Below are 13,733 nucleotides of genomic sequence, written 5' to 3' on the forward strand. Positions count from 1 at the left end.
GCGCGCGAACCAATAGAGTGCCGCATCGGGTGAGGAACCGCGTACAGATTTATGCAAGGCAGATATCTGATCGTAGAATGAATCCCCCCGCTTGTCGAAGCGACGTAAGCTTCCACCCGCAACGACCTGCTCCAATACATCCACGCCGATACCCCCATCGTCAGTGAGATCCGCGGCAATCTCCAGGAGATTCAGGGCACATCGGGCATCACCATCTGCTATTAGTGCAAGTTGATCACGGACTGCGCCATCCATGCTAAGACCCAATTCCCCGAGACCGCGATCTTGATCAGCAAGTGCCCTATCAATGATCTTGCGGATTTCCTGTGGCGCCAATGCCTTGAGGACATAGATTCGAACCCGAGATAACAGCGCATTATTCAATTCGAATGATGGATTTTCTGCAGTCGCCCCAATAAAGATGAGCGTGCCATCTTCCACGTAAGGTAAAAACGCATCCTGCTGTGCCTTATTGAAGCGGTGAGCTTCATCTACAAATAGCACAGTGTCTTGGCCCCGAACCTTGCGGTTTTGCATAGCGCTGTCTACCGCTGCACGGATATCCTTTACACCACTTTGCACAGCCAAAATTGTTAAAAATTGCGCGTCGCATGTGCCTGCAATTAGGCGTGCAAGGGTTGTCTTGCCGCTCCCAGGTGGACCCCATAACACCATCGAATGGAGTCGTCCTGCGTCGATCGCTGCTCGTAAGGGTTTCCCTTGATCAAGCAGATGCACTTGGCCCACGAATTCTTCGATCTTCTGAGGACGCATGCGATCGGCAAGCGGTCGAAAATCGCTTTGATTAGCCATCAATATGGTTTCGCGCGTTCGAAATAATCGAACTGTGATATGCAGTTAAAGATTCGGGGCCAAAGTGTTTATGGCCCCTCGGCGCTTTCGATAACATCGACCCCCGGTGGGGGCTTAAACTTAAACAATTCCGGGTCTAGGGGAATGTTGCGTTGCGCCTCGTTGAAACGAATGTAGGTTTTCTGGCCGAAATTATCGAATAACTCCATCTCCCGCAGCGTAGATTGATCGAAACCAAGTCGAACTATCGTAAATTGATTATCCACATCCTTTGGCAGGAGTTCTACCCAAGCAACTTCCCCATCTGTACCTAGATCAGATACAGTGAATGCTTCGTCGATTGCAGTGTTGCTTCCAAGCAGCGCCGCGGGGGTGCTACCTAGCGCCGCATCCATCTGCCACACCGTGACCTGCGCAAGATCTTTATCATAGAACCAGACCTGCTGACCATCAGCGACAATCGATTGCTCATAGTGTGTTTGGTACTCCCAACGGAACTTATTGGGGCGCTGGATAAAGACCTGCCCCTGTGATGTTTCGATGTGCTTTCCTGTCTCATCCGTGAGTGTCTGCAAAAATCCCGCCTTCATTGTGACAAGTTCGTTCATAAATTCCCGCAGCCGTTCATTCCCTTCCCCTGCATACGCAATTGCTGACTGACCGACCAGGAATGCAGCCACAGTAAGATGCAAAGCAACTCGATAGTTCTTCAACACGGATATCACTTGAATCCGGGTCAATCCTCGGGAGGTGGAGGAGCCAATACCTCGCGGGCACCATTTGATTGAAGCGGGCCCACGATCCCGCTTCGCTCCATCGCTTCAATCATGCGCGCGGCTCGGTTGTAACCCACCTTCAAACGCCGCTGCACAAACGAGATGGAGGCACGTCGCGTCTCTAAGACGATACGAACGGCTTCGTCGTATAGCGTATCCAAATCATCATCAGGTGTCACAGCGCCGGTGGAGACGTCAGGACCACCTTGCCTCGGACCACGTAAAACCTCCTCCATGTATTCCGGTTCACCACGTGATTTGAGTTCATCCACCACCTTGTGCACTTCATGATCCGCGACAAATGCCCCATGGACTCGCACGGGCGTACCCGTTCCAGGTGCCAGATAAAGCATGTCACCGTGGCCCAACAGACTTTCTGCACCCATCTGATCCAGGATCGTCCGTGAGTCGACTCTCGAGGATACCTGAAATGCGATGCGAGCCGGTATATTCGCCTTGATAAGGCCGGTGATGACATCTACAGACGGCCGCTGCGTCGCCAAGATCAGATGGATCCCGGAGGCCCGCGCTTTTTGAGCCAGCCTTGCGATCAACTCTTCGACCTTCTTACCCACAGTCATCATCATGTCCGCGAGTTCATCTACGATGACCACAACATAAGGCAAGGTCTGTAAAGCAGGTGCGGCGTCCTTGTTATCCTCTGCGACATAAAACGGGTCCGGAATCGACTCGCCCCGGGCGGCCGCCTGCTTTATTTTCCGGTTGTAGCCCGCAAGATGGCGGACGCCGAGCGCCGCCATCAGCTGATAGCGACGGTCCATCTCTACAACACCCCAGCGAAGCGCGTTGGCAGCCTGTTTCACATCTGTGACGACGGGCGTTAGCAGATGAGGGATCCCTTCGTAGACCGATAGTTCCAGCATTTTCGGATCGATCATGATGAGTCGTACTTCCGCCGCGGTGGCTTTATACAGGATGCTTAGAATCATGGCATTCAGGGCTACCGACTTCCCAGATCCCGTCGTTCCTGCCACTAGCAAATGAGGCATTTTTGCAAGGTCAACGACGACCGGACTACCCCCGATATCTTTCCCTAATGCCAGAGTGAGTCCTGAGGTGAGGGATTCATACTCACTGGAATTAAGAATTTCGCTCAAACTGACTAGCTCTCGCTGCTCATTAGGAATTTCTAGTCCGATCACAGATTTGCCGGGTATAACATCCACGACGCGAACGCTGATCGTGGAAAGCGCGCGTGCAAGATCCTTTGCAAGACTGCTGATTTGGCTTCCTTTCACACCGGGTGCTGGCTGAAGCTCGAAACGCGTGATCACCGGACCCGGATGGACCGCAACAACCTCTACTTCTACACCAAAATCTTTAAGCTTTAGCTCAACCTGTCGTGACATCGCCTCCAACGACTCTTTAGAGTAACCTCCAGTTGATGCTTCTGGTAGGTCAAGCAAGCTGATGTGTGGAAGCACAGTATCCTGTGATGGTTCAAACAGTGATACCTGCCGCTCTTTCTCGGCACGAGCACCTGTTTCAACACTGGCTACCGCGGGCCCAATAATTGGAGGTACCCTTCGTTGAGCACGTTCTTTTTCTTTTTTGACAAGTGATTCACGTTCACGGCGGGCCTGCAGACCACGCAAGTAATCAAACAACTGATCTTTAACACGTGCAAGTAGCGTCAAAAACCAAAGCGTGGTGCGCCCGGTGCTATCCATCAACCAAAGCCACGAGAATCCCGTAAATAACGTAATGCCGGTAAGAAAGAGGGCTAGCATAAATAGTGTGCCCCCAACGCCACCGAATACATAAACCAAGCCCTCCCCAGCAACCTCACCGAGGATACCCCCCGAGTCGTGGGGTAAATTAATGGCACCTTTGAAATGCAACCGTGCCAAGCCGCAACCGCTGGCAAGCGCCAAGACTAAGCCGACACTACGTGTGGCAAATTGAAAATGGTTAAACGGTCCTTCATTTTTCTTTCCCTGGACCAACAGCCAACCCGCATAGGCGACCATGAATGGGAGTAAATAGGCCAGATAACCAAAAAGGTAATAGAGGATGTCGGCAACCCACGCGCCGACGACACCACCTTTGTTCACAATCGGAGCCTCGGCTCCGGTGTACGACCAGCCTGGGTCCGCCGGGTGATGAGTTGCTAGTGCGATCAGGAGAAAAATCGACAGCGCAACGAGGACAATGAGCACACCTTCCCTAAATCCGTGGATAAACTGGCTGCCGAATGCGACCGATCTGGAGTCCTTTCGCGTTGCCTGGACCAACTAATTCAACCCCTTTAGTTGAAATGTCCTCTAGCACTTTGTTTACGAAGTGTTAATTCTATCACTTCTATAACCGCAATGCAGGAGGTATTCACATATCCTTCGGCTTGGCCCTTGCGGCTAGTCGAGTTTAATCTCTGCATGTGTTTGTGGAGTGGTGTGCAACTGTCGACAACCATCTTGCTAGACGCCAATGCGGGAAGCCCTCACGCTTATGCGCTCCTGATTTCTTAAAAGATACGAGCATGGCTTCCCATGCGCTCCTTTTGCCTGACTTTCCCCTTTAACGTACCATAACGCGTCCTCAAATTCCCAGTGCCCCTTCCCTCCCAAGGAGCGTTTGCGTGCGACAAGTCAAACACTGCCGGCTCTTGATTTTAGGTTCCGGACCTGCCGGCTACACCGCGGCCCTGTATGCCGCGCGCGCCAACCTTTCGCCAGTTCTGATTACCGGTGTACAACAAGGCGGACAACTCATGATTACCACGGAGGTGGAAAACTGGCCTGGCGATTTTGACGGACTCCAAGGCCCCGAATTGATGGAACGCATGCTAAAGCACGTGCAGGGCCTGAATACGGAGATAATCTTTGACCACATTCAAAAGGCCAACCTTGGGATCAGACCCTTCGAGCTAACGGGTGATGCCGAAAAATATACCTGCGACGCCCTGATAATTGCCACTGGCGCTTCCGCAAAATATTTAGGCCTACCCTCCGAAGAAAAATACAAGGGACACGGTGTATCTGCATGCGCAACCTGTGACGGTTTTTTCTATCGAGGTGAAAATGTTGCTGTTGTTGGTGGAGGCAATACGGCAGTAGAAGAAGCTCTTTATCTCGCCAACATTGCCGCCCAGGTAACAGTGATACATCGTCGTGACCAATTCAGAGCCGAAAAGATCCTCGCGAATCGACTCATTAAGAAAGCTGAAAACGGAAATATCGATATTCAATGGAATCGCGTCGTCGATGAAGTGTTGGGTGATGATAATGGCGTGACCGGTGTTAGGATCAAAAACACGCAGACGCAGCAACATAAGGAACTTGCCGTTAAAGGACTCTTCATTGCCATTGGCCACACACCGAATACGCACCTGTTTGAAGGCCAGGTTGACATGGAAAACGGCTACATCATCGTAACCAGTGGGCTTCAAGGCAACGCAACCGCAACGAGTGTTCCCGGTGTATTTGCTGCAGGCGACGTGGCCGATCATGTATACCGGCAAGCTGTCACGTCTGCAGGAAGTGGGTGTATAGCTGCCCTCGATGCCGACCGTTACTTAGAGGAGCTCGCTGCACGTGATGATTGATCACGCTGAAGAATCATCTGCTGTGGTCAACTCACTTGTAATATAAACGTGGCATGAAGGCGGTCATTATGACCTCAACAGGCGGCCCTGAAGTGCTCGCTCTTCAAGAGGTCGAAACGCCCAAGCTGCGCAGCCCCAAGGATCTCCTAGTCCGACTCAAGGCAGCCGGTGTCAACCCGATTGATACTAAACTTCGTCGGAACGGCACATTCTACCCGGACCGCCAACCAACCATCTTGGGCTGTGACGGAGCCGGGATTGCCGAAGCAGTTGGTGCCGGAGTCACCCGATTCAAGGCTGGTGACGAAGTCTATTTCTTCAACGGTGGCATTGGCGGGGCCACAGGTAATTATGCGGAGTATGCGGTCGTTGACGAGTGTTGTACCGCGCATAAGCCAGCCAAGTTAGACATGGTGCACGCAGCCGCGGCGCCACTTGTATTGATTACGGCATGGGAGGCGCTTCACGATCGCGGCCAAATTCACAAAAAGTTCAGGGTCTTAATCCACGCAGGCGCAGGCGGCGTTGGTCATGTGGCGATACAGCTCGCCAAACTCGCGGGCGCCCAAGTCTGCACTACGGTTGGCTCAAGCGCAAAGGCCGAATTTGTCAAACAATTGAATGCCGACGAGCCTATCTTATATAAAGAAAGTAACTTAATTGATGCTGTCGGCAAATGGACCGAAGGTCAGGGCGTCGATCTCGCCATGGATAACGTGGGCGCCTCGACATTTCAAGCGACGTTCCCAGCCGTTAAGTATTACGGTGATCTGGTGACCTTGCTTCAACCCGCGTCCGACGTGGATTGGCGTGTGGCTCGCCAACGCAATCTCCGCATCAGCCTGGAGGTGGTACTGACGCCAATGCATCAAGGACTGATAGAAGCCCGAAAACACCAAACGTGGATCCTTGATAGTTGCGCGCATTTGTTGGATGACGAAACACTCCGTATTCATGTAAGTCAAACGCTGCCGCTGGCAGCAGCATCCGATGCGCATAAACAGATAGAGGCAGGCTCGACCACCGGCAAGATCGTGTTGGTGATTGATTAACTGGAGAATGACCTCAGCGCTCTTTACCTCCTGATGTGGTGAAACAGCGTCCTCAAAGTACATTCTCGGTAAAGCGAATGCTAGTCTCGCTGATCTTTGCCCTCATTGGCGCCTGGGTTTTTCTTGCGCTGATCCTTTACGTCTTTCAACCGTACTTCATCTATTTCCCGCTTCGCCAACTCACCGCAACGCCGGAGCTGGTGGGTCTAAAGTTTGAATCTGTCGAGTTCTACACAAATGACGGGGTTCGGTTGCACGGGTGGTACATTCCAACAGAAGATCCTCGCGCCGTGCTGCTGTTCCTGCACGGGAACGCAGGCAATATCTCCCATCGTCTGGAGTCGCTTTCGATCTTCAATCAGCTTAACCTCGCAACCTTTATCTTTGATTACCGAGGTTACGGATTGAGTGAAGGCAAGCCGTCGGAGAAAGGCACCTACCGGGATGCTGAAGCAGCGTTGCAATACCTGACGGAAGAGCGACATGTACCAAAGGAACAGATCATCATCTTCGGTCGATCGCTAGGCGCTGCAGTTGCCACATGGTTAGCGAGCGAATATCAGGCCGGGGCCTTGATCGCCGAGTCTGCATTTACATCCGTCGCTGACATGGCAAGGCGTTACTACCCGTATCTGCCCGCTGCGCTGTTGACGCGAGTCCGATACCCAACACTCTCCCGTATCCGGAAAGTCTCCTGTCCCCTATTGATTGTCCACAGCTTGACCGATGAAATCGTGCCGTATCAGCACGCGCAGCGCCTCTTTGAAGCCGCCCAAGAACCGAAGTCATTCCTTGAACTCCAGGGGGGTCACAATGAGGGATTTCTGAGCAGCGGGCAGCATTACATTACGGGCGTAGACCAGTTTATTTCTAAATATTTTCCAGACTGACACCGAACAACTTTTGCCGGTGACTGGACGAATTTTCTGCATACCTTATATACAAACGTTCCGTCTCAAGGCCCACTCAAACGTTCGGCACCGTTTGACCCGAACAATAGCACCGTGTCACAGTATGACGAGCCAGTGGATCCACATTCCGCGGTGTTAACGATAAGATTCATAAGCATGCTGCAGCCAAGGGGGAAGCAGAATGCGTATCCAATACGTGTCCGATATTCATCTTGAATTCGGACCTTTTGAACTGCCTAAGACAGATGCCGATGTCATCGTTGCGGCTGGTGATATCGGTGTGGGCACCTTCGGATTATCCTGGCTCGACCTTATTGACGGACCGGTTATCTACGTTGCTGGAAACCATGAATACTACGGTGGTGATGTGGTACACACGCTGTCGCGACTGCGCTCGGCTGCGGAACAGACACGCGTTAACTTCTTGGAGAACGATTCGGTCGTCATCGGCGACGTGCGGTTTGTTGGCACGACCTTTTGGACGGATCTCGGCGGTTCTGATCCTGCTCTAATGGACTTCGCAGCGCTTAGCATGAACGACTATTACTGCATCCGCTGTGAAGATAAACCGCTAACACCCGACCACACCCTAAAACTCAATGGAGAGGCAAAGCAATGGCTTGAAGAGACGCTCGACGAGCCTTTCCCTGGCAAGACCGTTGTTGTGACACATCATGCACCAACCCACGAAAGCTGGCACGGCGCCCCAGACTCTCCCATAAAAGAATCCTATTGCAACGACCTTGTTGCATTGATCGGGCGTTACTCGATCGATCTCTGGATACATGGCCACATCCACTACGTATCGGACTACTCGTGCAACGGTGTCCGGGTCGTTTGCAATCCGCGAGGCTACACCGGATACCAAAAAGTCGACCGGTTTGATCCGGCAAGAACCGTTGATATCTAACGGGTGACTAGCGCTGGGCTCCGCGAATGACGCCCCATAGGAAGTCTGAAATTCACGCGCCGCGCACCGGCCCAAACCGTACCAATAACGAGTCATCTCTACTCGGTTGGATCGAACGCACGGGCAACCGCCTTCCGGACCCCGCCACACTGTTCCTGATCGGCACCGTCGTCGTGATCGTCGCCTCGCAACTCGCGGTAACGTTCCACTGGTCCGTTGCAAAGCAATCGATAGCAGGTCCTGTGGCTCCCGGCGGCCAAGCGCTGGTGGAGCCCCTTCATGCAACAAGCCTGCTGAGCGCTGACGGCATCTGGTGGCTTTTGAGCCATTTGATCGAGAATTTCATCACCTTTCCGCCATTAGCCATCGTTTTAGTCGGCATGCTCGGCATTGGTCTTGCCGAACGATCCGGTTTTCTACCGGCCTTGCTCCGTCACCTGATTGCGCGGGTTCCCGAACGATTGCTCACACCTTGCGTCGTGTTATTAGGGATCATGTCCTCTATTGCGTTAGATGCCGGCTATGTGGTTTTACCGCCGATTGCTGCAGCACTCTATCTGGCCGCGGGCCGATCGCCGCTCGCTGGCATCGCTGCCGTATTTGCCGGTGTGTCAGCTGGCTTCAGCGCAAACTTGTTTATCACCGCCATCGACCCACTTTTAGCCGGCCTGACACAGGCGGGCGCCGAAGTGATTAACCCCGGCTATCGAGTAGCCGTAACAGCTAATTGGTGGTTCATGATGGCATCGACCATTGTCCTCACACTCACCGGCTGGGCAGTGACCGCCTGGTTTGTAGAACCACGACTTCCCCAGACTGCACCAGAGATACGGGCCCGAAATGAGAGTCCAAGTTACGTCCCCGTCTCGCCCGCAATCGAAGCCCGCGGGCTTAGCATCGCAGCCCTTTCACTCACGATTGCTTTGATCATTGTCGTAACGCTCATCGTGATTCCAGGTGCGCCACTCCATGGCGAGGGAAAACATTTCCCCCGGTGGGTAGAAGCAACCGTCCCGCTCCTGTTTCTGCTCTTCTTCATCCCAGGCATTGCCTACGGCATCTCGGTAAGAACGGTGCAAAGCGATAAAGACGTAGCCCGTATGTTGGGAGCGACGATGGCAGGGCTTGGTCCCTACATTGTTATGGCCTTTTTTGCGGCTCAGTTCATCGAATCTTTCAAGTACTCCGGACTCGGGGGAATGCTTGCCATGGGAGGTGGACAGGCCCTGGCCGAGGCACACGTACCAACGACGTTACTGTTGTACGGGTTTCTATTGCTGGTGATGGGGACCAATCTGCTGATCGGCTCAGCGTCGGCGAAATACGCGTTCTTGGCCCCTGTCTTCGTTCCCATGTTTATGCAAGTAGGCATCAGTCCAGAACTCACACAAGTCGCCTACCGAGTAGGTGACTCGGTCACCAACGTGATCACGCCCCTTAATCCCTACATGATTATCATCCTGGTCCAGGTGCAAAAGTACGTGCGTGGATCGGGCTTGGGTACGGTGGTGGCCCTGATGCTGCCCTACGCATTGGTCTTCGCCTTCATCTGGAGTGTGCTCTTGGGCGTGTGGCTTGCGATGGACTTGCCGCTTGGGCCGGGCGGTGGACTGGCCTACAACCCCACCCAACCCTAATATGCGGGCACGGCGCGCGGCATAAAGTCGCATACCGATCAGGCTCTTGGGTGCTTTGTGGTAGAATAGAATTCAATCTATTACGGTTACAGGTCGATGCCCAAGAAGCCCATCTACAAGGTTATCTTTCACAACCAAGGCAAGATCTACGAGGTCTATGCTAGACAGGTCCGTCAGGGCGAGATGTTCGGCTTCGTCGAAATGGAACAACTGGTCTTTGGCGGTAAGTCATCGGTCGTCGTCGACCCTTCCGAAGAAACCTTGAAATCCGAGTTCAAGGGCGTCACGCGGACTTACATTCCCATGCATGCGATCATCCGCATCGACGAGGTTGAAAAGGAACGTCCTGGAAAGGTTTTCCAGATGACCGAAGACGGCAAGGTCGTCGCACCCTTCCCCATCTACACGCAAAACAGCGAGTCAAGCAAGAAATAAAGTTTCGCCCACACGGGGGATCGCGTTAGGCTCTGCCAAATAACTGAACGGATCACTTTGACGCCGATGTCATGGGCACCCCCAGCATTTTGCTCCTGAACTCCTGGCAAATCTTGCCAACTTTCTCACGCGCTGACCCTGATAAAACGTTTGAAAAACACTTTTACAAACGCGTCAGCGTTTCGTTGACAGGCTTTACAAAATGTGCGATACAACTAACTTAAGGTGCTGCGGCATCGCCTAAGAATTAGAATATACTTTAATAAAAACGAGCAGGAGGTTGATATGAGCGCTCTTTCCCTAAGATTTACCCGTCATAGGAGTAGTATCAGCGCCTTGACCGGCGCCTTGTTGGTTTCATTGGTATCTGCAGGACCGGCCCTAGGCGATACGCATGCGGTTTCCCAAGACATGCTGAACCGCGGGCATGCCGATGCCAATAACTGGGTCCTTACCAATGGGGGCTATTGGCAGAAGCGTTACGCCCTAGCCAAGCAAATTAACACTGGCAATATCCACCGTCTACGCCCCGCCTTCACCTTCCAGACCGAAGTCATTGAATCCATGGAAACCACGCCCATCGTGGTGAATGGCCGGATGTACCTGACCACGTCCTTCAATCACGTCTATGCGATTGACGCGGTGACGGGTGAGGAGCTTTGGCACTACAAACACAAGATGGGCCCGGTGACCACCTACTGCTGCGGACCTAACAATCGCGGCGTCAATGTGTTGGGCAAGACGGTCTACATGGGCACCCTGGACTCCAAACTGGTCGCGCTGGATGCGGATACCGGCAAGCTACTCTGGCAAACCCAGATCGCCGAGCCGGAACTCGGTTACAGCGAAACCATGGCACCAACCGTCGTCGACAACAAGGTCCTCATCGGGACGAACGGTGGCGAGTACGGCGTCCGCGGCTTCGTGAAGGCCTATAACGCCAAGGACGGTAAGCTGATCTGGACCTTCCATACGATTCCCGAGAAGGGGCACGAAGGTGTGTGGGCAACCCATGATGCCACAGGTCGCGACATGCATCGCGACATCGCCAAGGAAAAGGCGGCTTTGAAGAAGGCCGGCGACTTTTGGAAGAGACTCGGCGGGGGTGTCTGGCAGAATCCCGCGATTGACCGTGAGCTGAACATGGTCTATTTCGTGGCGGGTAATCCCTCACCCGACCTAGACGGCTCCATACGGCCTGGTGATAACCTCTACACCAATTCGTTGGTGGCGGTCGACCTGGACACCGGCAAGTACAAGTGCCACTTCCAGTACATTGCCCACGATGTATGGGACCTGGATGCAGTCAGCCCGGTCATTCTGACGGAGGTTAAAGATAAGAACGGCAAAATCGTGCCCGGCGCGCTGCACGGTGGCAAGACTGGTCACGTCTACGTGCATGACCGTCGCGACTGCAGCCTGATCCGCTTCTCTGAGGCGATGGTGCCCCAAGAGAACATGTGGGTCCTGCCGACGAAAGCAGGGGCGCGGATGCTACCCGGTGCAAATGGTGGCGTAGAGTGGTCACCCATGGCAGTCAATCCAGACTTGGGCCTGGCCTACGCCGTCAACCTGCACCAGCCCATGACCTACCATGTGGAGAGCACACCCTACCCGGGCGGCAAGCTCTGGCTGGGCGGCGCGTTTAAGGTCATCGAGGGTGAGAAGCAGTATGGCAATATTACCGCTGTGGACTATAACACCGGCAAGATCCGTTGGAAGGTCAAGACCGAGCAGCCCATGATGGGCGGAGTCCTGGCCACGGCCGGTGGCCTGGTGTTCACGGGTGAAGGCAACGGTTGGTTCAGAGCCTACGATGCCGCCAATGGTAAGCAGCTCTGGCAGTACCAGGCTGGCGCCGGCGTGAATGCCCCGGCTATCTCCTACACGGTGAATGGCACTCAGTATATTGCCGTCGCCGCGGGGGGCAATGTGCAGTTGAACTTCAAGCGCGGCAACAGCCTCGTTGTGTTTTCGCTGGTCGACAAATAAGTCAAGGCGCAATCATCTTCACGGCCGCCCCACTGGGCGGCCGTTTTTTGTGAACGGTACAAATAAGTGCCGAGTGAACTCATTGTCGCCATAGTGAGTCTGAATCACCACGTTTGCAATGCCCTGAAATGCCCCGCTCCCATCGGCAACGCCCGCCCCGCTTATTCCTTGGCCTATCTGAAATGCCTTACAATGCGCCGCTATGCGGTAGTATATTGCCCCTATTGGTGCCCCTAAAACTGCACCTAAAGATGGCCCGCGACTGTGGGCCGACATGATCCGCCGAAAACCGGGAGGTCAGGCAATGAAAAGGCAAGAGCCAAAATCAGTTATTAACTTCACGCAGAAATGGGTCGAAAACGTCCCGGCGCCCCCGGCAGGAAAGCAGGCTGATTATTACGACACAAAAACCCTTGGCAAAGGGCGCCGGTTCGGGCTGAGGGTCAGTTACCGGGGCACAAAATGTTGGGGCATTTTTTATCAGCATCAGGGACGCACCCGGCGACTCAGTGTTGGGCATTGGCCCCCGCTTTCACTCGCTGACGCCCGCCGCGAGGCCGACAAGCAACTGACCGCGATCCTATTACAGCAAGATCCCGCCGCCGAGCGACACGGCCCGACAGTGGATCAGCTTGCCCGGCTTTACATTGAAAAACACGCCAAACGCCACAAGCGATCGTGGAAACGTGATCAGGAAATAATTGACAGGGACGTGCTGCCGCATTGGGGCCGCCGCAAGGTTCGGGACATTAAACGCCGGCACGTTTGCGAGCTGACTGATCGAGTGGTGGATCGCAAAGCGCCCATCGCAGCTAACAGGCTTTTCTCGCTACTCAGCAAATTGTTTTCCTTTGCCGTCGAGCGCGATCTGCTAGAGCATAACCCGTGCAACGGTGCCAAAAAGCCGACTAAAGAAACGGCCCGCGATCGCGCGCTTGTCAAAAATGAGATCAAAACATTCTGGCACGGCTTGGCGCTAACCAATATCAGCGAGCCGTTGCAGCTTTGCCTGAAATTGCTTTTAGTGACCGGGCAACGTAAGGGCGAGCTTTCGCAAGCAACCAAAGCCGAGGTAAATCTTGACGGGGCTGAATGGCTGATCCCAAAGGAGCGGGCGAAAAATTCCAAACAACATTTTGTGCCGCTCAGCCCGCTCGCCGTTTCACTCTTTACGGCGGCGTTTGAATTGTCGGGCGAAAGCACTTTTGTTTTCCCGTCGCCGACAGCAAACGACAGGCCGATCTTGCCGTCCACCGTTAACAATACGGTAAAGCGCAATTTGGAAAAGATAGGGTTAGAGCCTTGGACGCCGCACGATCTGAGGCGTTCTTGTTCGACGGGAATGGCTGAACTTGCGATCCCCCGCGAAGTTCGGGACAAGGTTTTCAACCATGCCGAGCAGGGCATTGATCCGATTTATACTCGTTACGATTTCGCAGACGAAAAGCGCGCGGCGCTCAATAAGTGGGGCCGACAAGTTGAGGCCATAGTCTCCGGCGAAACCGCCGCCGTTATTGCCCTACGTTAACCCCCGCTCTACAAGGAAAGGTTACGGCGCCAGTGGACGGCGCTGAATGTTCATTTTGTGACGCGCTTCACAGTTGAACTTCCCAAAGCGCCCCAATTCCCCCTAATTCCGGCT

At 53.8% G+C, this 13,733-nt stretch carries 11 protein-coding genes; 8 read left to right on the forward strand and 3 right to left on the reverse strand.

Annotation, left to right across the window (positions count from 1 at the left end; genetic code table 11):
• The 3 genes from O6944_06705 to O6944_06715 form a co-directional block, all read right to left on the reverse strand.
• Positions 1 to 813: AAA family ATPase (locus tag O6944_06705; GenBank protein ID MCZ6718821.1), on the reverse strand; the 813-nt coding region annotated here is incomplete at its 3' end.
• 68 nt (positions 814 to 881) lie between these two features.
• Entirely contained in the window at positions 882 to 1,526 is a 645-nt protein-coding gene (lolA, locus tag O6944_06710) for an outer membrane lipoprotein chaperone LolA (GenBank protein ID MCZ6718822.1), read from the reverse strand.
• A gap of 23 nt (positions 1,527 to 1,549) precedes the next feature.
• On the reverse strand, positions 1,550 to 3,844 hold the full coding sequence (locus tag O6944_06715; GenBank protein MCZ6718823.1) for a DNA translocase FtsK 4TM domain-containing protein: 2,295 nt from the start codon (positions 3,842 to 3,844) through the stop codon (positions 1,550 to 1,552).
• Between the two features lie 344 nt (positions 3,845 to 4,188).
• Between O6944_06715 and trxB the strand changes: the two genes are divergently transcribed.
• The 8 genes from trxB (at position 4,189) to O6944_06755 (ending at position 13,619) form a co-directional block, all read left to right on the forward strand.
• Positions 4,189 to 5,154: a thioredoxin-disulfide reductase gene (gene trxB / locus O6944_06720; GenBank protein ID MCZ6718824.1), complete on the forward strand. Its 966-nt coding sequence runs from the start codon at positions 4,189 to 4,191 to the stop codon at positions 5,152 to 5,154.
• A 53-nt stretch (positions 5,155 to 5,207) separates the two neighbouring features.
• Positions 5,208 to 6,206 (forward strand): zinc-dependent alcohol dehydrogenase family protein, encoded by a 999-nt coding sequence (locus tag O6944_06725; GenBank protein MCZ6718825.1) that lies wholly within the window; start codon positions 5,208 to 5,210, stop codon positions 6,204 to 6,206.
• Positions 6,207 to 6,283: 77 nt separating this feature from the next.
• Positions 6,284 to 7,096, forward strand: a complete 813-nt coding sequence (locus tag O6944_06730; protein MCZ6718826.1) for an alpha/beta hydrolase — start codon at positions 6,284 to 6,286, stop codon at positions 7,094 to 7,096.
• Between the two features lie 202 nt (positions 7,097 to 7,298).
• Positions 7,299 to 8,027, forward strand: a complete 729-nt coding sequence (locus O6944_06735) for a metallophosphoesterase (GenBank protein MCZ6718827.1) — start codon at positions 7,299 to 7,301, stop codon at positions 8,025 to 8,027.
• Positions 8,028 to 8,053: 26 nt separating this feature from the next.
• Positions 8,054 to 9,664 (forward strand): AbgT family transporter, encoded by a 1,611-nt coding sequence (locus O6944_06740; protein ID MCZ6718828.1) that lies wholly within the window; start codon positions 8,054 to 8,056, stop codon positions 9,662 to 9,664.
• 96 nt (positions 9,665 to 9,760) lie between these two features.
• The gene (locus O6944_06745; GenBank protein MCZ6718829.1) at positions 9,761 to 10,099 is read left to right on the forward strand and encodes a DUF1820 family protein; all 339 of its coding nucleotides are present in this window, start codon (positions 9,761 to 9,763) and stop codon (positions 10,097 to 10,099) included.
• 285 nt (positions 10,100 to 10,384) lie between these two features.
• Complete coding sequence (locus O6944_06750) at positions 10,385 to 12,091, forward strand: PQQ-binding-like beta-propeller repeat protein (GenBank protein MCZ6718830.1); 1,707 nt, start codon at positions 10,385 to 10,387, stop codon at positions 12,089 to 12,091.
• Between the two features lie 304 nt (positions 12,092 to 12,395).
• A complete protein-coding gene (locus tag O6944_06755; GenBank protein ID MCZ6718831.1) occupies positions 12,396 to 13,619 on the forward strand; it encodes a tyrosine-type recombinase/integrase in 1,224 nt (407 codons plus the stop codon).
• Positions 13,620 to 13,733: the final 114 nt, after the last annotated feature.

It is taken from the genome of Gammaproteobacteria bacterium (genome assembly GCA_027296625.1).
Classification (GTDB): Bacteria; Pseudomonadota; Gammaproteobacteria; order JAKEHO01; family JAKEHO01; genus JAKEHO01.